We start from the raw sequence: 21,281 nt of genomic DNA on the forward strand, positions 1-21,281 counted from the left end.
CCCTAGGTTCGAGGAGTCCGCATGCCCGACGCCGTCATCGTCGCCACCGCCCGTTCCCCCATCGGCCGCGCCCGCAAGGGCTCGCTGCGCGACGTCCGGCCCGACGACCTCGCGGCGGCGATGGTGCGCGCGGCACTCGACCAGGTACCGGCCTTGGACCCCGGCCAGATCGACGATCTGTACGTCGGCAGCTGGGAACACAGCGGTGAGCAGGGCGAGAACATCGCGCGGCGGGTCGCAGTGCAACTCGGCCTGGACTCGGTGCCCGGGTCGAGCGTCAACCGGGCCTGCGCGTCGAGCCTCCAGACCACCCGGATGGCCCACAACGCGATCCTGGCCGGTGACGGATCGGTCTACGTGTCCGCCGGTGTCGAGTGCGTCTCGCGCTATCCACGCGACGACGTCGACCGCACCAACCCGATGTTCGCCGAGGCCACCCAGCGGACGAACCGCCGGGCGCTCGGAGGCCAGGACAGTTGGGTGGACCCACGATCGCTCGGGTCGCTGCCCGACGTCTACATCGGGATGGGCCAGACCGCGGAGAACGTCGCCGGACTGTGCGGCATCAGCCGGCAGGACCAGGACGACTTCGCTCTGCGGTCGCAGTCCTTGGCCGCGGCTGCTCTGGATGCCGGGTTCTACAAGCGGGAGATCGTCCCGGTCGTCCTCCCGGACGGCACAGTCGTGGACAGCGACGACGGCCCGCGGCCCGACACCGTGGCCGACGACCTCGCGCAACTGCAGCCGGTGTTCCGTCCCGACGGCACGGTCACCGCCGGCAACTGCTGTCCGCTCAACGACGGCGCAGCAGCCGTGGTCGTCATGAGCGGCGACCGGGCGCGCGAGCTCGGGATCACGCCGCTCGCCCGCATCGTGGCGACCGGTGTCTGCGGGCTCTCGCCGGAGATCATGGGACTGGGACCGGTCGAAGCCAGCCGGCGAGCGCTGGCCAAGGCCGGCCTGAGCATCTCCGACATCGGCCTCGTCGAGATCAACGAGGCCTTCGCGGCGCAGGTGATCCCGTCGTACCGGCAACTCGGGATCGACATCGACCGCCTCAACGTCCACGGCGGCGGGATCGCGCTCGGCCACCCGTTCGGCGCCACCGGCGCCCGCCTGACCACGACGCTGATCAACGGCCTGCAGGCCCGCGACCGCGAGTTCGGTCTGGAGACGATGTGCGTCGGCGGCGGCATGGGCATGGCCCTGATCCTGCAGCGTCTCAGCTGAGTCCTATGACGTCTCATCCATCGGAGGTACCGTTGCCGAACTTCTCGCACGACTTCACCGGCCGCACCGTGGTCGTCACGGGTGCCGCTCGCGGCATCGGCCAGGCGGTGGGCGCGTACTTCCGGGCCGCCGGCGCCACGGTCTATCTGGCGGACCGGGACGAACAGGACCTGAAACATGCCGCGACAGAGATCGGTGCGACGGGCATCCCGACCGACGTCACCGACACCGCCGAGGTCGAATGGCTGGTCGGCCGCGTCATCTCCGACACCGGCCGGCTCGACGTACTGGTCAACAATGCCGGCATCCTGCGCGACGCGATGCTCTGGAACCTCACGGACGCCGACTGGGACGCGGTGCTCGCCGTTCATCTGGGTGGGACCTTCAGATGCACCCGTGCGGCCGTCCGGCACTTCCGCGAGCAGCAGTACGGCCGGGTGATCAACATGACGTCGTACACGGGTCTGCGGGGCAACCCCGGCCAGGCGAACTACGCCGCTGCGAAGGCCGGCATCATCGGCTTCACGAAGACCGCCGCCAAGGAGCTGGCGCGCTTCGGTACGACGGTCAACGCGGTCTCGCCGAACGCCGAGACCCGCATGATCAGTTCGATCCCACCCGAGCGGCGCGAGGCCATCGCCGCGACGATCCCGCTCGGCCGGTTCGGCACGCCCGGCGAGATGGCGGCCGCGGTGGCGTTCCTGGCCTCCGAGGAGGCGGGGTACATCACCGGGACAGTGCTGCCGGTCGACGGCGGTGTGGCGATATGACGTCGTACGCCGATGGTCTCTTCGGCCTCGACGGCAAGTGGGCCGTGGTCACCGGCGGTACTCGCGGTATCGGCCTGATGATCGCCCGCGGATTGCTGCGCGCCGGCGCCACGGTCATGATCGCGTCCAGAAAACCCGACGCCTGCGAGCAAGCGCAGGCGGAGCTGGCTGGTGAAGGTGGGCCGGTGCACGCGGTCGCCGTCGATCTGTCGACGCCGTCCGGCTGCGACGCCCTCGCCGACGAGATCGGCCGGCGCACCGATGCCTTGCACCTCCTGGTCAACAACGCCGGCGCCTCCTGGGGAGCGCCGCTGGAGCAGTTTCCGGCGCACGCGTGGGACAAGGTGCTCGACCTGAACCTCAAGGCGCCGTTCCTGCTGACCCGTGCGCTCCTCCCCCGGCTGGCGCAGGCCGCGGCGCTCGACGATCCGGCGCGGGTCATCAACATCGGATCGATCGACGGCCTTCGCGTGCCGGAGTACGAGAACTACTCCTACTCGGCCGGCAAGGCCGCACTGCATCACCTGACGCGCGTGCTGGCCGCCGAGCTCGGCCCCCGCAACATCACCGTGAACGCCATCGCTCCGGGACCGTTCGAATCAAAGATGACCGCGGCAACCTTCGCCGCGCATCGCGAGCAATTGCTCGAGCTCTCGGCCGTCAAGCGTCTCGGACGGGCCGATGACCTGGCCGGCACGGCGGTGTTCCTCGCCTCGCGCGCCGGCTCGTACCTCACTGGCGCCGTCATCCCCGTCGACGGCGGCATCTCCACTACCCGATAGGCGATCCTCGATGAACCTGCTGTCCCCCGGCGACGTCGCTTTCCTCCTGTACGACTGGCTGGACGTCGAGGAACTCTGCCGGCACGACCGGTACGGCGAACACAGCAGGGAGACCTTCGACGCGGCGCTCGACCTGGCCGCGACGATCGCCCGCGACCACTTCGCCCCACACAACCGGCTGGCCGACGCGCACGAGCCGACGTACGACGGCAAGCAGGTGCAGATGATCCCCGAGCCGCGGGCGGCACTCGCCGTACTGGCCAGGTCAGGCCTGCTCGCCGCCGGCATGGACCACGCGGTCGGCGGCGCCCAGCTGCCACAGGTCGTCGCGACGGCCTGCTCCGCCTGGCTCCAGGCCGCGAACGTCGCCACCTGGGCGTACGCCGGTCTGACCGTGGCCAACGCCAACCTCATCCAGCGCTTCGGCACCGCCGAGCAGGTCGAACAGTGGGTGCTGCCGATGCTCGAGGGCCGGTTCCACGGGACGATGTGTCTGTCCGAACCGCAAGCCGGGTCCTCGCTCGCGGACATCGCCACCCGCGCCGAGCCACAACCGGACGGGACCTATCGGCTTCGCGGTCACAAGATGTGGATCTCCGGCGGCGATCACGAGCTCGGCGAGAACATCGTCCATCTGGTCCTGGCCCGCATCGACGGCGCGCAGGCCGGGGTTCGGGGCCTGTCACTGTTCCTGGTTCCGAAGTTCCTGCTCGACGACGACGGTTCGGTCGGCGAGCGCAACGACGTCGCCACCGCGGGACTCAACCACAAGATGGGGTTCCGCGGCACGACCAACGCGATCCTCAACTTCGGTGAAGGCGCCGGCGCGGTCGGCCACCTCGTCGGCGAGCCGAACGCGGGCCTGGCCCAGATGTTCCACATGATGAACGAAGCCCGGATCGCGGTAGGCGGCCAAGCGGCCGCACTCGGCTGCACCGCTTACCTGAAGTCGCTCGACTATGCCCGGACCCGCCGGCAGGGGCGCAGGGCCGGGACGGACCCCACGGCCCCACAGGATCGGATCGCCGACCATCCCGACGTACGCCGGATGTTGCTTGCGCAGAAGGTCTACGCGGAAGGCTCCCTGGCCCTCGTGCTGTACTGCGGACGTCTGCTCGACGAGCGAGTGACCGCCACCGACGAGGATCAAGCGCGGGACCTCGACCTGTTGCTCGATCTGCTCACGCCGGTCGCGAAGAGCTGGCCGTCGCAGTGGTGTGTCACCGCCAACGATCTCGCCATCCAGGTGCTCGGCGGCTACGGCTACACCCGGGACTACGACCTGGAGCAGCACTATCGCGACAATCGGCTCAACCCGATTCATGAGGGTACGACGGGCATCCAGGCGCTCGATCTGCTCGGCCGGAAGGTCCGGATGGAGAAAGGCCGAGCACTCGACGTCCTCGAACGACGGATCCGGGCCACGCTGTCGAAGGCCGAGGCAGCCGATGAGGAGGCGCGCGCATTCGCCGCCACGGTGGGCCGCACCTGGTACGACCTTCGTGAGGTCACCCGTCAGATCCACGCGACCGACGATCCGGACCGGCTGGCGAACGCGACCCTGTATCTCGAGGCTTTCGGGCATACTGTGGTCGGCTGGATCTGGCTCGATCTCCTGCTGGCGTGCGGGGGTGCGGACGACCCGCTGAGGAACGGCAAGCGCCACGCGGCCCGGTTCTTCCATCGCTACGAACTGCCGCGCGTCCGGGCGCAGCTCGATCTGCTGGGCAGTCGGGACCGGACCACGGTCGACGTCGCGCCGGAGTGGCTATGAAGGCGGTGCTGATCGACCAGGGCAGTCTCCGGACCGCGGAGGTTCCCGATCCCGTGCCCTCGGCCGAGCAGGTCCTCGTCGAAGTCCGGGCGATCGGTCTGAATCGAGCGGATCTCTCGCAAAAGCAGGGCAACTACGCGCACCTGGGCAACTCGGCGTACCGAGTGGCCGGTCTGGAGTTGGCCGGCGAGGTCGTGCAGGTGGGAGACAACGTCGACCGATTCGCGCCCGGTGACCGGGTGATGGCGCTCTCCCCCGGCGCCTGCGCGGAACTGGCTGTCGTGGACGAGCACGTCGCTCTGCCCGTGCCGGCATCGTTGTCCTACGAGCAGGCCGCCGCGATCCCGGTGGCCTTCCTGACCGAACACGACGCCCTGGTGACCCACGGACAGGTCGGACCGGACTCCGATGTCCTCGTCACCTCCGCAACCGCAACTGTCTCGTTGGCGGGCCTGCAGATCGCCCGGCACCTCGGTGCCCGCCGGATCATCGGCACGACCCGCACTCGTCACAGCCGCGATGAGCTGACGCGCTTGGGCGCCACCGATGTCATCGACCAGGCTGACATCGCCGAGTTGGTCCTGGAGTGCACCGACGGGATCGGTGTGGCGGTCACGGTCGATCATGTCGGCGGCCCGGTCCTGTCCGAATGCCTCACCGCCACTGCGATCGGCGGCAGGTACATCAGCGTGGGACGTCTCGGCGGCACTACCGCACAACTTGATCTGGATCTGATCGCGAAGAAGCGCCTCAGCCTTCTCGGGGTCAGCTTTCGGACCCGAACCGTCAAGGAGATCGGCGAGGTGGCCCAGCGGATGTACGCCGACCTCGGCGAGGCGCTCGGGACCGGCCGGCTCGTGCCGGTACTGGACTCCGTCTTTCCCGTGACCCAAGTAAGCCAGGCCCAGGACTACCTGGAACGCGGCCGGCCGTTCGGGAAGGTCGTGCTCGCTGTCCCCTAGGGGGCGGTGACCGGCTCCCGTCCCGACAGGTGGAGCCTGGTACTGCGATTGAGCTTTGCGACCTCGGCCAGCATGTCGTCCATCAGGTCCGCGATCACCTTCGGAGTGAACCGGTCGGTCGGGCCGGCGACCGTGAGCGAGCCGTGCGGTTCGTCGTTCACATCCAGGACCGGGAAGCCGATCGCCGTACCGGTGGCCTTGGTGTAGTGATCACCGAGCGACCGTGCATACCCGTCAGCACGGATCTGCCGGATCTCCTCCCAGAGCTCGTCGGGCGTGTGCAGCGTGCTCTTGGTGAAGACCTTGAGCGGCCGATCGAGGTAGAGGTCGACCTCGTCGTCCGGGAGGTGCGCTAGAACCGCCCGCGACGCGGGACTGACGTGCAGGGGAATGCTCCGACCCAGCGGCACCCACCGCGCGACCGGGCCGCGCCCCTCGATCCCGTCGACACAGACGACGACATCGTCGACGGGGACGTGCAGCGAGATCGTCTCGCCGGTCAGTTCGCGCAGAGCGTTCTCGGTCGGCCGGCACAGCGCGTGGAGGTCCGGCGGCCGGACGTGCACCGTGCCGAACTGCGCGACCGCGGGACCGAGCTCGTACCGGCTTCCGGACGGATCGCGGACGACGTACTGGTGACGAACCAGGCTGCTCAGGCCGCGATGCACCATGCTCTTGGTCATGCCGAGTCGCTTACTGATCTCCGTGACGCCCAGCGAGCCCTGACCGGAGTCGTTGTCGAGGAACGTCGACAGGATCGCCATCACCCGTACCGTCGCCTGATTCCCCGTGGTAGCCGGCGTCACGATGCTCCTTCCATGTCCTGGGCGTGGCTTTCACGCAACTGCAGGTGCGTGGAGTCGATCCCGGCGAACGGCGTCATGGTCCAGTCGGGATGTTCACGGCACTGGTCCTGCAACCGGCGCACGATCCCACCCCAGCTGTTGACCTTCGTGCGCGTCGGCTCCTTGAACTCCAGGGTGGAGCCCTCGACCGCGATGACCGCGAAGGCACGGTCCTCGGCGTCGAGCAACGGGAACACGACGCTGCGCAGGCCGTCCGTCGTGGTGGACAGATGGCCGGTACGGCGGATCTCGGCCAACTCCCGCTGGTGCTCCGGCGCGGGGTCGTCGGATCCGGCGTACGCCAGCAGCACCAGTCCGCAGGGGGTGGACCGCAGGGACAATGCCTCACCGATGAGCAACGGCCGGTGAATCTGCTGCCGGTCCTGGGCGCCGGCGATGCGAAGGCAGTGGGCGCCGAAGGGGACGTACAGGGCTGCCGCCTGACCGGTGGTTCCGGCCAGCTCGCGCAACGTTCTGGCCGCCCGGCGGCGGATCGGGTACCGGTTGTACAGCGCGTTCAGCAGTTCCCGCACCCGGAGGCCCGTGACGTAGAGGCCGCCGGCGTGTTGCTGGGAGAGGAACTCGGCGTCGCACAGGGTCGTGACGATGCGATGCGCCGTACTCAGCGGGAGGCCGAGCAGTCGCGCGATATCGCTCAGGGCCAGCGCCTCGGTTCCCCCCGAGAACAGGTTGAGTACGGCGAAAGCGTTCTCCACCGAGGTGTTCGTGGACGCCTCTTCGTCCGTGGGCAAGGTGCTGCTCCGTCCCCGGCGGCCGGCGTGGGTTCGTGCCCACCGGCCGCTGATTCCGATAGTCGGGATCGAGCCCGATCCGTGGTACTCAAGGCTAACTGCCGGGCCGCCGCAGCCCGTACCGGCCGGGCAGCGTGTCAGCCATCGATTTCGTTCAGTGCGCGGAATCCGGCCGTCAGCGAATGCACGCCGAGGGTGCTGATCAGCGCGAGCACACCGGCGATCTCCTCCTTGGTCGCACCCGCAGCGAGCGCGCGCTGCATGTGCGCCGCCGTTCCGTGGTCGTACAGGTGCGTGACCGAGCAGTCGATGGCGACGTACAGCAACTCCTTGAGAGCCGGAGACAGCGCTCCCCGCTCCCACGGAATGCTCGAGAAGTTCAAGTACGCCTCGACCAGCTCGGGGTCGAGCACCAGCATCGCCTCCAGCGCCTCGCCCCACATGCCACGACGCGCGACGTAGTCCTCTTTGATGGCCGTACGCCGTTCATCCAGCGCGCCGGGCTCGATCAGCCCTTCCTCGGTCAGGATCTCCAGCAGGACGGGAAGGCCCGTGTGGGCGCTGTGGATGCCCAGGACGCTGACGACTTCGAAGACCTCGACGATCTCTTCACGACTCGCGCCGTGATGCAGGGCCTCCCGGATATGGCGGTTGATCGACGGCTCGTGCAACGTCGTGGTCGATGCGTTGACGGCGAGCAGGACGAGCTCTCGAACCTTCGGTGACAATGCACCTCTGGCGGCGGCGACCTGCGCGAAGCGTACGTACGCCTCGGCCAGTTCGGTGTCCTCGAGCACCGGGTCGAGGTCCGGCCACCAGCGATCGCCGTACCGTTCGTGGGCGGTCCGAATCGCCTGCTGCTGGGCGTCGGTGTTCGTCATTGTCATCAGTTGTGTCCTGTCTGCTGACGGAGGAAGGGAAAGAACCCGGCCGGGTTGGCGATCAGCATCTGGTCGATGTCCGCCTGAACCACGCCGAGCGATCGGAGCTCGGGAACCACATCGCTGAGGATGTGCCGGTAGTGCCATTGCGGCCGGTGGACCTCCCGCCATCCGGGCGGTTCCTTCTCCGACCAGACATTGGTGTCATGGGCAAGCATCACGCGGTCCGCCCGGCCGGCGCGGCACAGCTCGGCCACGATCTTCACGCGGGTGTCTTCCGAGCACCACACGTTCCCGCCGAACCGGTCCGCCCCGAGGTAGGCGCCGAAGTCCGCCAGGGTGTGCAAGTAGTCGAAGTCCTCGGTGTCGCCGCTGTGACCGATGAGGACCCGCGACGGGTCGACGCCCTCCTCGACGAAGATGCGCAGCTGCTCGAGCCCGTTCCGGTCGGCGGCGTGTGAGTGCGTGGAGATCGGCGCACCGGTGGCCAGATGAGCTCGTGCACAAGCGCGGAGGATGGTCTCGTTGACCGACGTGACGCCGTCGTCCCCCGTGGCGCACTTGATCACGCCGGCCCGGATACCGGTCGCTGCCACGCCCTCGGTGAGATCGCGGACGAGCAACTCCGCGTAGGCATCGGGGTCACGGTTGAAGACGAAGCGTGGCGCAACGAGATGGCACCCGGTGGCGGCGATGATCGCGATCCCGCTGCGCTGCGAGACCTCCGCCAGAAGATCGACATCGCGACCGAGATCGATGGTCGTGTTGTCGACGATCGTCGAGATCCCATTGTCGAGGAGCTCGGTCAGAGCGTCGACACAGCGGTCGATGACCTCGCGGCGCGGATAGGTCCACGGGTAGCTTTCGGCGAATCCCGGCGTCCGGAGTACCACGTGTTCGTGGCACAGGACCCGGCCCAGTTCGCTACTCGGCACCGCACCGGCCACGGCTTGGGCGAAGAGTTGTTCGGTCATCGGTACCTCGGCCCGGTCAGGGAGACACCGCCGTCGACCGTGATGACTTCGCCGGTGATGTACGCGGATTCGTCCGAGGCGAGGAACACCGCGGCGTCGGCGACATCGACCGCCCGGCCCTCACGCTGCAACGGAGAGGCGAGGCGTCGCATCTCGCGCATCCGCGGATCCAGGTGGTTGTCGCGTGCCGTGGCCAGCGGACCCGGTGCGATGCAGTTGACCCGGATGTTCTGGGGGCCGTGGTCGACGGCCATCCCTCGCGTCAGAGCCTCCACGGCAGCCTTGGCCGCGGCGTACGGCGTCGTGTTGTAGGGACGGCGGGGATTGATCGACGAGATGTTGATGATCGAGCCCGCTCCGGTGTCGACCATGGCCGGGACCGCGTACTTGCTCATCAGGAAGATGCCCTTGACGTTGACCGCCATAGCTCGGTCCCAGTCCGCTTCGGACACCTCGACCACGGTCCCGCGCATCCCCAGGCCCACGTTGTTGTCCAGGACATCCAACCGGCCCCACTGCTCGACCACGGCTGCCACGACCGCCTGACACGCTTGCGCGTCCGTGATGTCGGCTTCCTGTGCGAACGCCTCGCCACCGAGACTCTCGATCCGTTCAACGGTTCGCTTCCCGGACCCGAGCTCGATGTCGACGACGCACACCCGGGCGCCTTCCTCCGCGAACCGGACGGCCGCCGCACACCCGGTGCCACCCGATCCGCCCCGCAGTCCAGCACCGGTGACGATCGCGGTCTTGCCGGCGAGTCGATGCATCGTTACTCCGTTCCGTACTCCGCTGAGTACCTCCATCGAACCCTCTCCCAGCGGTTCTGTCAATCGGCGGCACTTCCAGATTACGAGATCACGACACCTCATGTCACAGGCAGCCTGGGGAGGTCGTCTCAGGGATTGTCGGCGTGACTGTGGAAGATGGGCGGGTTGGAGTGTTCGTGACAGTGACAGCAGAGCGAAGGAAGGGCTGAGATGACCCGCTCCGAAGAGTTCGAGGAGCTGCGGCCGCTGCTGTTCTCCATCGCCTACCGCATCCTCGGAACGGTCAGCGAGGCGGAGGACGCAGTCCAGGAGTCCTGGCTGCGCTACGAGACCTCACAGACACAGGTCGAGGCACCCAAGGCGTTCCTCTCCGCCGTCGTCACCCGGATCTCGCTCGACGTCTTGAAGTCGGCTCGTGTCCGGCGGGAGACGTACGGAGAACCCTGGTTCCCTGAACCATTACTCACCGACCCTTATCAGGATCCGGGGCGCTCGGCGGAGTTGGCCGACTCGATCTCGATGGCGGCGTTGGTACTGCTCGAGCGGCTGAGCCCGCTCGAGCGGGCGGTGTTCGTGCTGCGAGACGTGTTCGGGTTCGGGTACGCCGAGATCGCTGCGGCCATTGGGCGTTCGGAGGCGGCGTGTCGCCAGCTGATCGTGCGGGCGCGCGACCATGTAGCAGCAGGCCGGCCCCGGTTCGAAGCCGACAAGAAGGCGCGCCAGGAGCTGGCCGATCGGTTCTTCCGGGCCTTCGAGTCGGGGCAGGTCGACGCACTCCAAGCGCTGCTTGCCGCTGACGTGGTGGTACAGGCCGACGGCGGCGGCAAGGGTCCGCAATGGGGCAGCGGCACCGTCGGTCGCGCGAACGTCGCCCGGGCATTCGCCGCGACCGTCGTACCGTTCCTGCACATCGGTGGCGTCCTGGAGCAACAGGAAGTCAACGGCCAACCTGGCATTCTCTTCCGGGACCCGGCGGGCCACATAGTCGGTGTCATGGCGCTCGACATCCTCGACGGCCAGATCCAGGCCATCAGGGCTGTGTCCAACCCCGACAAGCTCACGCATCTGGGGCCGATCGGCGACGCCTGGGACGTCAGACGCGAAATGAACCAGGCCCGCCGATCACCGAATCTCTGACAAATCAACCGCGGAGCAGACGATCAGGCCAGCTCTTCCTTGAAACCCTGCCGCCAGGAGGGGTAGCGCAGGACCCATCCGAGCTCGCGCTTGGCCTTGAGGTTGGAGAAGCCGCGGCCCTCGGTCATCATCGTCACCGCCACGTCGCCGGCCAGCGGCCGGGCCAGCCAGCTGGGGACCCGCATCGGCGTCTTCGCTCCGGCGCACATCGCGAGGTACGGCAGCCATTCGCTGGCTGGGGCCGGCTGGTCGTCGACGATGTTGAACGTCCCCTGGGCCCCTTGCTCCACAGCTAGCACAGTCGCGCTCGCCGCGTCGTCCAGATGCACCCACGAGCAGTGTCCGGCGCCACCTCCGACCACCGGGAACTGCCGCTTCCGCACCGGCTCGACCAGGTCGTCGTTCGCACCTGGCCCATAGAACCAGCCATAACGCAGAACGGCGCCCCCGGCCTTGACCACGACGTCCTCGACGTGGCTGATCGCCTTCATCCCAGGCTCGGCCGGCGTACCGGTCATCGGATCCACCGGGTCCTGCTCGGTCTTCACCCAGCCACCCTCACGAATACCGTTCCACGCACCGTAGCTCTGGGCAACGAAGTTCGCCACGCCGGTCGCGTCCGCGGCCGCCAGCAAGTTGTCCGTCCCCTCGGTGCGCAGCCGGTTGGTTCCGGCGAACCACCGGTCCATGTGCTTCATGTCGGGCTTGCCAGCGTGTACGGCAGAGATCGCGGTCATCTGATGCACGATCGCCTCCGCCCGGGCATTGGCCACCGCCTCACCGACCGACACTGCATCCAGCCCGTCCATCACCACCGCCTCGGCGCCCAACCGCTCCAGCAGTCCCAGTTTCGCCGAGCTCGTCGTCGTCGCCGTCACCTGATGGCCCCGCTCCACGAGTAGAGGCACCAGCCGCCGTCCCAGAACCCCGGTCCCACCAGCCACAAACACCCGCACCTTTGTCACCTTCCCGATTCCAGCACCTGTCGTCGAACCCTCAGACGAGGCAGCCCTCCCGCCTGTGACATGGCCGGGTATCCGTACCCGGTTCCTCCGTCGGCTAGCGATCCACGGTCAGGACGACCTTGCCCAGCTGGGTGTTGGCTTCGAGATAGCGATGGGCGTCGGCGACCTCGGTCAGGTCGAAGGCGCGGTCGATCACCGGGTCCAACGCACCCGTGCGAAGACCGGCGCTCACAAAGCGCTTCGCCCGCTCGATCCGGTCCGCGTCCATCGTGACTTCGGTGAAGGCATAGGTCCGGACGTTGCGCGCCCGGAAGTCCGGATGCACCGGGAACGGCATCGGCGCCGGATCCAGCCAGCCGTAGACGACCAGAGACCCACCGGGAGCGACAGTCTGAATCAAGGTGCTCAGGCCGGCGCCACCGATCGCGTCGATCGCCAGCGCCACACCCTCGCCTTTCGTGACGGAGAGGACCTCTTTGACGACGTCGTGGGTGTCGGTCACGACGACGTGCGCGGCACCGGCGTCAAAGAGTCGTTGCTGCTTCGCCACAGTGCGGGTCGTCGCGATCGGAATCGCACCGATGCTGTTGGCGATCTGGATCGCTGCGATCCCGACACTGCTCGACGCGCCGGTGATGAGAACAGGCATCGCGGGTACGAGTCCACCGAACTCCAGCAGCATCCCGTACGCGGTCGAGTAGGCCATCCAGGTGGCTGCAGCGTGCATGGCGTCGACATTCCCGGGATGGCGCACAAGCGCCCGGGCCGGCAGGATCGCGGTCTCCGCGTACGCCGCATACTCGGTCATCAGGAACGCCGGTAGTGCGCTGACCACGTCACCGGGCAGGAAGTCGAGTACTCCCTCACCGACAGCCTCGACCACTCCAGCCGCCTCGTACCCGAGTCCTGATCCGGGCAGCACCGGCTGGTAGACGTACGTCCCGGCCCGGAAGTTGGCCTCCGCGCGGTTGACGCCGATGGCATCCACCCTCAGTCGCACCTCGTCCGGACCGGGATCCCCGATCGCGACCTCCTCGACCCGGAGCACCTCCGGGCCACCAAGCCGATCGAACCGCACCGCTCTCGCCATCTCGTCCTCCTCGTGCGCCGGTCTGGTCGCCGGGCTCCACGACGAGGCTATGGAGGCATCGCCTGGATGCTCAATTGGTATCCGTCCACGACAACCTATTGATCGTCTATCTCGCCTACACTTTCGACCTATGGACGTCCTTACCGACGCCGTCACCGCGATGCGCACGGGTCATCCACATTCGAAGCGTCATGTCCTCACCTCTCCGTGGGGAATGCACTTCCGCGACGACTACGGCGCCGCATTCCACGTCGTGCTGCAGGGCTCGTGCTGGTTGCTGCCACCGGGCGATGCCGCACCGATCCAACTGGGAGTGGGTGACGTCGTCTTCCTGCAGAACGCCGCTCCCCACGGCCTGGCGGACCACCCTGACACCCCGACCAGCCCGTTCGATCCAACCCGCCAGGACGCGCCACCAGCCGGTGACGGCGCGGCGACGGTCCTGCTGTGCGGTGCCTACGTGCTGGACGTAGCCCGGCCACATCCGTTGCTCGCGACGGTGCCGCCGATGATTCACCTGCCCGCCAGGCTCGGGCAGCGCGACTCGCTCCGGGCCGCCGTGGGCATGCTGGGCGATGAGCTGTCCAACCCCCGCCCTGGATCCACCGGTGTCGTCGGTGCCTTCATCGATACGCTGCTGCTCTACATCCTCCGCACCTGGTTCGAGGAGCAGGCGCGAGAAGTGCCCGCAGCCGGCTGGGCGCGCGCGCTCCACGATCCCGCGGTCGGCGGTGCACTGAAGGCCATTCACGACGCGCCCGAGCGTGATTGGACCGTCGCCGGCCTCGCGGCGACCGCCGGCCTGTCACGCGCTGCCTTCGCCGGACGGTTCGCGACCCTGGTCGGACGCCCTCCGATGAAATACCTGACGTGGTGGCGGATGACAACGGCAGCTCGCCTGCTGCGCGAATCGAATCAGCCGCTGGCAACAGTCGCCCGCCAAGTCGGCTACGCCTCCGACGTTGCCCTCGCCCTCGCGTTCAAGCGCGAGTACGGCCTGACCCCCGGCCGATACCGCAACGGCCACAGCCCAGCGGCCCCGAAGATCCACCAGACGCTCATCTGAACCCCGTGGAGTGACCTCTCGCACACCGTGTCACAGCGGCCGGCGACGCGGCATCTTGTGGTCGATCGCAGTGAACAGTGGAGACATTGTGGCCGTGGGCAACGTTTGCGGCGCAGGTCTTCACCTCTTGGACGGGAAGGTCATCATGAGCAAAGTCTGGTTCGTCACCGGTTCGTCGCGTGGTCTGGGTCGTAGCTTCGTCGAGGCGGCTCTGGCACGTGGCGACAAGGTGGCCGCGACCGCGCGCAGCGCCGACAGCCTCGATGAGCTGGTCGCTACCTACGGCGAGGCGGTGCTTCCGCTCGCGCTGGACGTGACCGACAAAGCTGCCGTCTTCGAGACCATGAACCGGGCGAAGGAACATTTCGGTCATCTCGATGTCATCGTGAACAACGCCGGCTACGCCTTGATCGGCGCGATCGAGGAGCTGTCCGAGCAGCAGTTGCGCGATCAGCTGGAGACCAACTTGTTCGGTGCCGTTTGGGTGATCCAGGCCGCACTGCCGCACCTGCGTGCGCAAGGCGGCGGACACATCATTCAGATGTCGTCCGCGGCGGGAGTCGTCGCGATGCCGCTTGGTGCCGGGTACCACGTCTCCAAGTGGGCTCTGGAAGCCTTGAACGACTCCCTTGCCCAGGAGGTCAAGGACTTCGGCATCAAGGTGACCATCGTCGAGCCCGCTGGATTCGCGACCAGGGCCGGTGAGAACCCCGACCCGCTCGCCAACGGCCACATGGCCGAGCCCAGTCCGGCGTACAACGGCCTCCGCAAGCGGATCGCAACGATGATGGGCAAGCAGCCGGCCGGCGACCCGGCGGCCGCTGCTCAGGCCCTACTGAAGATCGTCGATTCCGGCAATCCACCTCTTCGGGTGCTCTTCGGCCTGGGCTTCTACGAGATCGTCCAGCAGGTCTATGCCGACCGGCTCAAGACCTGGTCCGACTGGCAGGACCTCTCGATCGAGGCGCAAGGCAACCTCACCCAAGAACACCGCTGACCAGCTGGCAGCCTCGGCCGACTCAATCGCCGTCGCTCTGGAAGTTTCCCTCGTCTCCGGCGGAGTTCTCGACCTCCCCTGGCCAACTCGGCCACTCCACGCGTGCGCCGGCGAAGCCACGAAGGCCGCGATACCGACGGCCCCACGAGCACGCCAGCCAACTTCTTCATCTCTGCTGACCTCCACCATCGGTTGGAAACGTTACGATCCGCGCTCGTCAGTCAGCCAGCGCCATGGAAGCTGGGAGGCACTCGAGCCGGTAGGTGCGAACACTCGCGACCGGTGCTGCGGTGAGTTCTCGGCGTCGAGTAGCACGTCATCACAGAGCTCAGAGGCCGCGTCGCAGACGCAGCCTGGACGCGAGGCAGAATCGCCGCTCATCTTTTCGCTGCGCGGACGATGCCCCACCCGGCAGCCTCGCCGCCGGTCCCTGCGCGAGCGGTTATCCACAGATTGCGAAGTCGGCCGATTCCCACGCTGGAAAGCCCATATGTTCTTGGGGAAAGGAGGTGCTCGATGAGTGCTGGCAAGGACAGTGCAGGCCGCCGGAGCGGCCGTGGCGGCAGACGACGTCAAAAGGCCGATGGCGATCGGTCGCACCCGGAGCTGACGCCGTTGACGGTGACCCAGGCCGATCGATTGGTCCGTCTCGCCGAGGCCGCGGTCGCCGAACGCGGGTGGTCGATGCGATACGACGGCACGGCGGCGCTGGTGTCGATCGGAGAGGACGGCGCTCCTGTGGGCGATGGTCCGTCCGCCGGGCTCGTGAATCTCGCACGCACCGTCGGCGACCTGCCCCGACAGCAGTGGCGCGACGCGGTGTCGTCGCATTTCGACCAGATGCTCCCTCCGGGCGGCGGGCCGATGGTCCCCGAAGACCTGGAGAACGAGCTGTACCTTCGCCTGGTCAACGCATCCGCGATCGAGCCCGGCTGGAGAGACCAAGTGCCGGAGTTCGTGCCGGGTGTGCTCACTGCCCCGGCGACCTGCGCCGGCCGAGCCGTCGCGATGCATTTCGACATCAACAGCCTCGGCGTGCCGTGGGCCGAAGTCCGCCGGATGGGCCTGGCAAACCTGCGCCGTCTCGAGGACAAGGTCGAGCTGGTTCAACAGCCCGGCGCCGACGGTGCCGTCGTTGCCATGCTCACCGGAGGCATGTTCACTGCCTCCCGGGCGCTGGTTCTCGACACCGTGCTCCGCGAATCACTACGAGTCGAGAATCCTCCATTCGGTTGCCTCGTGGCGATGCCGGCCCGAGACATGCTGCTCGTTCATGTGGTGCGAGATCACACAGTGGTAGGCGCCTTCGGCATGATCGCCCGAATCGCCAACCGCTTCTTCGCCGACTCACCAGGACCGTTGAGTCCGCACGTCTACTACGTGACAGACAACGAGTGGCAACAGGTGACCGACTACAGCAACGGCACCGCACGCCTCCTGGCCGGCGGCCTCTTCTCCGAAACCCTACGCCGCCTCGACACCGAACCAACCACAACACCGCACGTCCCCTGATCAATCGGTCCGGCAGCCAGTGAGCTCTGCAGCCGCGTCCGGGAGTACTGCCGATGCAGTCGCTTCCGATGAATCTCGCGATCGTCGAATTCCCGGCGTGCCTGTCGTCAGTTGGTGGGGAGTAGTGGCCGTTGTCCAGGGCCGTGAGCAGCGTGGGTTGGGTGGGTTTCCAGTTGAGGGTTTTGCGGGTGAGGAGGTTGGAGGCTGGGTAGGTCTGCGTGACGATGTTCGCGAGGAAGCCGAAGTAGCCGGGCAGCATTAGCTCGTCTGCGGGGATGCTGACGGCGGGCAGGCCTAGACGGCTGCCGATCGCCTCGGCGATGTTGCGGAGCGGGATGGCCCCGTCCGCGACTGCGTGCCAGTACTTGCCGGCCTGCCCTCTCTCCAGCGCCAAGCGGAACAGGGAGGCGACGTCGCGGGCGTGTACGGCGTTCCACAGGTTCGTACCGTCTCCGGGGTAGCCGGCGACGCCCTTCTCCTTCGCGAGCGCGATCAGCTGTACGAGGAAGCCGGCCCGATCGGTCGGGCTGTGCGCGATGTTGGCAATCCGTACGATCGACGACCGCACTCCCCGCTCGGCGAGGCCGACTACGGCGGTTTCGACGACGTTGCGGACCCGGAGCGTGCCCTTGTACTCGTCACCGCCGGGAAGGGCGGGGTCTTCCTCGGTGGCCGGGCGGCCCAGGTTCCCGGGCGAGCCGATGCTCCCCGCCGCGACCAGCGGCTTTCCGGTATCCGCGAGTGCGTCGCCGTACGCGAGCATGATCGGAAGCTCCGCGGCGGCCACGGCGTCGATCCCGCCCGACGGAAGCAGGTCCTGCCTGTGTGCGACGTGGATGACCCCGTCGGAATCCGCGGCCGCCTCCTTCAGCCCGTCGCTCAGCTGAGGAGGCTGACGCCGAGGGAGAAGTCGAAGTTCCCGACGCCGTGGCCGGCCAGGCCCATCATCAGCAGGCCGGCGCCTTCCAGCCAGTGCGCCATTTTCAGGCCGCCGGCGTCGAGCGGACGCAGCCCGAGGCTCTCGATGAATGCCGCCACGTCCGCCTTGGCCTGCGCATTGTCGCCGGCCATGAAGACGTCGGGCCGGCCGTTCTCCAGGACATTGCGGAAGATGGTGTTGAAGGCCTTCACCATGCTCGCGCCGGCCGGAGCCACCTTGGCGGCTTCCTGCGCAATCGAGGTCTCCTCGCCGTGGGCCAGTCCGTCGAACGTGGCGTTGAAGGGGTTGCTGATGTCGACGATGACCTTGCCCGCGAGGGCGTCTCCGTACTCCGCGACAACCGGTACGACGCCGTCGTACAACAAGGCCGTGATGACGATGTCCCCGGCCGGGACGTCGCCCCACTTGCCTGCCGTCGTGCCGTCGCCCAGAGCCTTGGCCAGGTCGTCGGCCTTGGACTGATCGCGTCCCATGACCTCGACTCTGTTGCCGCCGGCAACCGCGAGCGTGCCGATGGTACGGGCCATGTTCCCCGTACCGATAAGGGTGATGCTGCTCATGAGGTGTGCTCCTAGTGTGGTTCAGATGGCGGTGGTGCCGCCGTCGGCGACCAGTTCGAGGCCGTTGACGTAGCTGGAGTCGTCGGAGGCGAGGAACAGGGCGATGCTGGCGATCTCTTCGGGGCGGCCCATCGCTCCGCGAGGGATGAGGGATTCGAATGCGGACATCGTTGCCTCGTCGAACAGTTCTTCCTGTTTGGCGGTGGCGACCTGGCCGGGGGTCAGGACGTTGACCCGGACCTTGCGGTCGCGCAGTTCGTTGAGCCAGACGCGGGCCCAGGCCTGCTGGACGGCTTTGCTTCCCGCGTAGAGACTCCAGCCCGGGAAGGCGCCGAGGGAGGCGTTGGATCCGGTCATCAGGATCGAGCCGTTGTCGTTGATCAGCGGCAGTGCCTTCTGCACGGTGAACAGTGTGCCGCGCGCGTTGAGCCAGAAAGCGCGGTGGAACTGTTCCTCGGTGATTTCGCCGAGTACGGCGGGTTCGCCCATCCCGGCGCTGGCCCACAGCACTTCGATCGAGCCCTTTTCCCGCTTGACGGTGTCGTACAAGCGGTCCAGGTCGTCCAGATCGGACGCGTCACCCTGGACTGCGGTGACGTTGCGGCCGATCAGCTTGACGGCGTCGTCCAGTGCTTCCTGACGGCGGGCCTGGATGAAGACGTGCGCTCCTTCCTCGACGAACAGTTTGGCGCCCGCCAATGCCATTCCGGTGGACCCGCCGGTGATCACCGCTACCTTTCCATCGAGCTTTCCCACGATCACTCCATAGCATTAGGGGTCTTTGAAATAGTTCGGTGTCAATGAAACAGATTGCTGATACCGAATTCGCTCGGCCCTATGAACGATGCCATTGGCTCGAGTGGGTGTCCAAGACCTCTTTCAGCGGTGGCGATACCCTGGAGGCATCGCCGGACCGGGAGGCTCCATGGATCTGGATCTGCGCAAGTTGCGCTACTTCGTCACCGTCGCCGACCGGCTGCACTTCGGCCGCGCGGCCGATGAGCTGCACATCGCGCAGCCGGTGCTCAGCCGGCAGATCCGCGCTCTGGAACAGGATCTCGGCGCCCCGCTGTTCATCAGGGACAGCCACGGCGTGACGCTGACCGACGCGGGCCGGCAACTGCTGGACGACGCCCGTCCGCTGCTCGCCTCCGCGCACGCGGTCCGCCGCCGGGTGTCGGTGGCCGCCCGTGGCAGCCGGCGGCTGGCGGTCGGCTTCCGGACCGGTATCCCGGTCATCCCGGCGGCACGGGCGTTCGAGACCCGGCATCCGGACGTGGTCGTGGACGTGCAGCGGATCGAATGGGACGACCAGGCCCTGATGCTGCTCGACGGCCGCATCGACATCGGCTATGTCCGGCTGCCCATCGACGAGACCGGCCTGCGCGTGACCCCGCTGTACACCGAGCCGCTCATGGTGGTGCTGCCAGCAGACCACCGGTTGGCCGGCAAGGAGGAGGTCACCGAGGCCGACCTCGCCGGTGAGCCGCTGGTCTGGCATGCCGACCCGAGCGCCCAGCCCACCAGACGCCCGCTCCCCGACTCCGGGCTCCGGGTCCGCGGTGTGGAGGAGAAGCTCGAGCACGTCGCGGCCGGCCGGGGCATCTCGTTCGTGGGCCGTTCGGAGACGGTGTTCTACTCGCGTCCGGACATCAGCTACGTCCCCATCCCGGAGCTCGCGCCCGACCAGGTGTGCCTCGCGATGGCGGCATCGCGCACCTCGCCGCTGGCCGACGACTTCTTCGCCGCGGCCCGGGCGACGGCCGAGATCACAGCAGAATGTGGGAACTTCGATCCGGGCGGCGCCGAGTAGGCGACGCCGTCCGCACGGTCAGAGCGTCGGCTTGCCCGGCTGGTAGAGCCAGGTGTGGAAGAACGTGCCGAGGTCGCGGTGGGTCATGCGCTCGACGAACCGGATGAACGTCTGCGTCGAGACATTGCCGTGCCGGTACGTCGTCGGCCACTGCCTGAGCACCTGGAAGAACGCGCGGTCGCCGATCTTCACGCGGAGCGCCTGCAACGTCATCGCGCCGCGGTTGTAGACCAGGTCGTCGAAGATCTGATCCCGGCCGGGATCCGCTACCTTGCCGGTCCAGTCCTTCTCGCCGGCGTACGTCTCCGCGAAGCTCTTCGCTACCGGGACGCCGTTGAACTTCTCCTGGTAGAGCCACTCCGAGTAGGTGGCGAAGCCTTCGTTCAGCCAGATGTCCGACCAGTGCACCGGCGTAAGACTGTCGCCGAACCACTGGTGGCCGAGCTCGTGGGCCAGCAGGTCACCGCTGACCTTGCTGGTGCGCTGGTCATACACCGGTCGGCTCTGCGTCTCCAGGGCGTAGTGGACGCCGACGTCGGCGAGGATGCCGCCGGTCGAGTCGAACGGATAGCGCCCGTACATCGACGACTCCCACTCGATGACCTGCGCGGTGGTCTTGTTGAACACCTTGCCCTGACCAGCCACCGTGTCGATCGACTGACCGATCGCGGTGATGTTCGGGAGGCCGTCGGCCGTCACGCCGCGGGTGACGTTGTAGTTCCCGATCGCGAGCATGGCCAACTCGCTGGCCATCGGCTGGTTCATGTGCCAGCGGAAGGTGGTGCGGCCGTTGTGCTTGGTGGTCGGTCCTGGCTCGCCGTTGGCCAGCACGGTGAGTCCGGTCGGCACGGTGATGGTCTGGGTGTACGTCGCCTTGTCGTCGGTGGTGTCGTTCACCGGGTAATAGGTCGCCGCGCCGATGGGCTGGTTGAGTGCGACCGCGCCGTCCTTGGTGGCGACCCAGCCGGAAACGCCCAGCGCAGGGTCGTCGATCTTCTGCGGGACGCCTGCGTAGGTCACCGAGACGACGAAGCTGCTCCCCCGCCGCAGGCCGTGCCGCGGAGTGATCACCAATTCCTGCGCACCGCTGCGGGCGTACGAAGCGTCGCGCCCGTTGACCGTGAGCTTGCTGATCTGCAGTGGACCCAGGAAGTCCAGGTCGAAGCGGGAGAGGTTCTGGGTGGCTCTGGCGAGGACCGTCGTGGTCGCGTTGATCGCCTTGGTCTTCGGGTCGAACGCGAGCTTGATGTCGTAGTGGCTGACGTCGTAGCCGCCGTTGCCCATGTCGGGGAAGTACGGATCCCCGGCGCCCGCTGCACCAGGAGAGAACTGCGACGGTCTTCCGGGGGCGGCAGTCGCCGTCAGGTTGGTGCCGCCCACCAGCCCGAGGGCCAATGCGCAGATGATCAACAGGTAACCGCGGCGACGGCCCACAATTCCTCCTCGTGAATCCGGCCCAAC

General features: G+C 67.5%; 20 protein-coding genes. 10 read left to right on the plus strand and 10 right to left on the minus strand.

Going from position 1 to position 21,281, the window contains the following annotated elements:
• The first annotated feature begins 21 nt into the window (after positions 1 to 21).
• The 5 genes from OHA18_RS37335 to OHA18_RS37355 are packed head-to-tail and all read left to right on the plus strand — an operon-like array spanning position 22 to position 5,518.
• Positions 22 to 1,230 (plus strand): acetyl-CoA C-acetyltransferase, encoded by a 1,209-nt coding sequence (locus OHA18_RS37335; RefSeq protein ID WP_329000089.1) that lies wholly within the window; start codon positions 22 to 24, stop codon positions 1,228 to 1,230.
• Positions 1,231 to 1,235: 5 nt separating this feature from the next.
• On the plus strand, positions 1,236 to 2,000 hold the full coding sequence (fabG, locus tag OHA18_RS37340; protein ID WP_329000090.1) for a 3-oxoacyl-ACP reductase FabG: 765 nt from the start codon (positions 1,236 to 1,238) through the stop codon (positions 1,998 to 2,000).
• Positions 1,997 to 2,782 carry an SDR family oxidoreductase gene (locus OHA18_RS37345; protein ID WP_329000091.1) on the plus strand — a complete coding sequence of 262 codons (786 nt, stop codon included), beginning with the start codon at positions 1,997 to 1,999 and terminating at the stop codon, positions 2,780 to 2,782. The genes fabG and OHA18_RS37345 overlap by 4 nt, the downstream gene beginning before the upstream one ends.
• A 10-nt stretch (positions 2,783 to 2,792) precedes the next feature.
• Complete coding sequence (locus tag OHA18_RS37350; protein ID WP_329000092.1) at positions 2,793 to 4,556, plus strand: acyl-CoA dehydrogenase; 1,764 nt, start codon at positions 2,793 to 2,795, stop codon at positions 4,554 to 4,556.
• Positions 4,553 to 5,518, plus strand: coding sequence for a zinc-binding dehydrogenase (locus OHA18_RS37355; RefSeq protein ID WP_329000093.1), 966 nt, complete (start codon positions 4,553 to 4,555; stop codon positions 5,516 to 5,518). Before OHA18_RS37350 ends, OHA18_RS37355 begins: the two co-directional genes overlap by 4 nt.
• On the opposite strand, the gene OHA18_RS37360 is transcribed toward OHA18_RS37355, so the two are convergent.
• The 5 genes from OHA18_RS37360 to OHA18_RS37380 all read right to left on the minus strand — a co-directional run bounded on the left by OHA18_RS37360 (position 5,515) and on the right by OHA18_RS37380 (position 9,740).
• Positions 5,515 to 6,324: an IclR family transcriptional regulator gene (locus OHA18_RS37360; protein ID WP_329000094.1), complete on the minus strand. Its 810-nt coding sequence runs from the start codon at positions 6,322 to 6,324 to the stop codon at positions 5,515 to 5,517. The genes OHA18_RS37355 and OHA18_RS37360 overlap by 4 nt on opposite strands.
• A complete protein-coding gene (locus OHA18_RS37365) occupies positions 6,321 to 7,115 on the minus strand; it encodes an IclR family transcriptional regulator (RefSeq protein WP_329000095.1) in 795 nt (264 codons plus the stop codon). Before OHA18_RS37365 ends, OHA18_RS37360 begins: the two co-directional genes overlap by 4 nt.
• A 137-nt stretch (positions 7,116 to 7,252) precedes the next feature.
• The gene (locus tag OHA18_RS37370; protein WP_329000096.1) at positions 7,253 to 8,002 is read right to left on the minus strand and encodes a carboxymuconolactone decarboxylase family protein; all 750 of its coding nucleotides are present in this window, start codon (positions 8,000 to 8,002) and stop codon (positions 7,253 to 7,255) included.
• The gene (locus OHA18_RS37375; protein ID WP_329000097.1) at positions 8,002 to 8,970 is read right to left on the minus strand and encodes a phosphotriesterase family protein; all 969 of its coding nucleotides are present in this window, start codon (positions 8,968 to 8,970) and stop codon (positions 8,002 to 8,004) included. The genes OHA18_RS37370 and OHA18_RS37375 overlap by 1 nt, the downstream gene beginning before the upstream one ends.
• On the minus strand, positions 8,967 to 9,740 hold the full coding sequence (locus OHA18_RS37380; protein ID WP_329000098.1) for an SDR family NAD(P)-dependent oxidoreductase: 774 nt from the start codon (positions 9,738 to 9,740) through the stop codon (positions 8,967 to 8,969). Before OHA18_RS37380 ends, OHA18_RS37375 begins: the two co-directional genes overlap by 4 nt.
• A gap of 210 nt (positions 9,741 to 9,950) precedes the next feature.
• Between OHA18_RS37380 and OHA18_RS37385 the strand changes: the two genes are divergently transcribed.
• Complete coding sequence (locus OHA18_RS37385; protein WP_329000099.1) at positions 9,951 to 10,877, plus strand: RNA polymerase sigma-70 factor; 927 nt, start codon at positions 9,951 to 9,953, stop codon at positions 10,875 to 10,877.
• A gap of 23 nt (positions 10,878 to 10,900) precedes the next feature.
• On the opposite strand, the gene OHA18_RS37390 is transcribed toward OHA18_RS37385, so the two are convergent.
• Together OHA18_RS37390 and OHA18_RS37395 are read right to left on the minus strand one after the other, a co-directional pair.
• A complete protein-coding gene (locus OHA18_RS37390; protein ID WP_329000100.1) occupies positions 10,901 to 11,833 on the minus strand; it encodes an NAD-dependent epimerase/dehydratase family protein in 933 nt (310 codons plus the stop codon).
• Between the two features lie 103 nt (positions 11,834 to 11,936).
• Positions 11,937 to 12,932: a zinc-dependent alcohol dehydrogenase family protein gene (locus OHA18_RS37395; protein WP_329000101.1), complete on the minus strand. Its 996-nt coding sequence runs from the start codon at positions 12,930 to 12,932 to the stop codon at positions 11,937 to 11,939.
• 130 nt (positions 12,933 to 13,062) lie between these two features.
• Here OHA18_RS37395 and OHA18_RS37400 point away from each other — a divergent pair, with 130 nt between their 5' ends.
• From OHA18_RS37400 to OHA18_RS37410, 3 genes are all read left to right on the plus strand, one after another.
• Positions 13,063 to 13,998, plus strand: a complete 936-nt coding sequence (locus tag OHA18_RS37400) for an AraC family transcriptional regulator (RefSeq protein ID WP_329000102.1) — start codon at positions 13,063 to 13,065, stop codon at positions 13,996 to 13,998.
• A gap of 145 nt (positions 13,999 to 14,143) precedes the next feature.
• A complete protein-coding gene (locus OHA18_RS37405; protein ID WP_329000103.1) occupies positions 14,144 to 14,995 on the plus strand; it encodes an SDR family NAD(P)-dependent oxidoreductase in 852 nt (283 codons plus the stop codon).
• A 516-nt stretch (positions 14,996 to 15,511) separates the two neighbouring features.
• Positions 15,512 to 16,507 carry a hypothetical protein gene (locus OHA18_RS37410; protein ID WP_329000104.1) on the plus strand — a complete coding sequence of 332 codons (996 nt, stop codon included), beginning with the start codon at positions 15,512 to 15,514 and terminating at the stop codon, positions 16,505 to 16,507.
• An 879-nt stretch (positions 16,508 to 17,386) separates the two neighbouring features.
• Here OHA18_RS37410 and OHA18_RS37415 read toward each other — a convergent pair.
• Complete coding sequence (locus OHA18_RS37415; protein WP_329000105.1) at positions 17,387 to 18,007, minus strand: NADPH-dependent F420 reductase; 621 nt, start codon at positions 18,005 to 18,007, stop codon at positions 17,387 to 17,389.
• A 21-nt stretch (positions 18,008 to 18,028) separates the two neighbouring features.
• Positions 18,029 to 18,763 carry an SDR family NAD(P)-dependent oxidoreductase gene (locus OHA18_RS37420; RefSeq protein ID WP_329000106.1) on the minus strand — a complete coding sequence of 245 codons (735 nt, stop codon included), beginning with the start codon at positions 18,761 to 18,763 and terminating at the stop codon, positions 18,029 to 18,031.
• Positions 18,764 to 18,932: 169 nt separating this feature from the next.
• On the opposite strand from OHA18_RS37420, the gene OHA18_RS37425 reads away from it, so the two are divergent.
• A complete protein-coding gene (locus OHA18_RS37425; RefSeq protein ID WP_329000107.1) occupies positions 18,933 to 19,820 on the plus strand; it encodes a LysR family transcriptional regulator in 888 nt (295 codons plus the stop codon).
• Between the two features lie 18 nt (positions 19,821 to 19,838).
• Here OHA18_RS37425 and OHA18_RS37430 read toward each other — a convergent pair whose 3' ends face one another.
• Entirely contained in the window at positions 19,839 to 21,254 is a 1,416-nt protein-coding gene (locus tag OHA18_RS37430; RefSeq protein ID WP_329000108.1) for a M1 family metallopeptidase, read from the minus strand.
• Positions 21,255 to 21,281: the final 27 nt, after the last annotated feature.

The organism is Kribbella sp. NBC_00709 (genome assembly GCF_036226565.1).
Lineage (GTDB): Bacteria > Actinomycetota > Actinomycetes > Propionibacteriales > Kribbellaceae > Kribbella.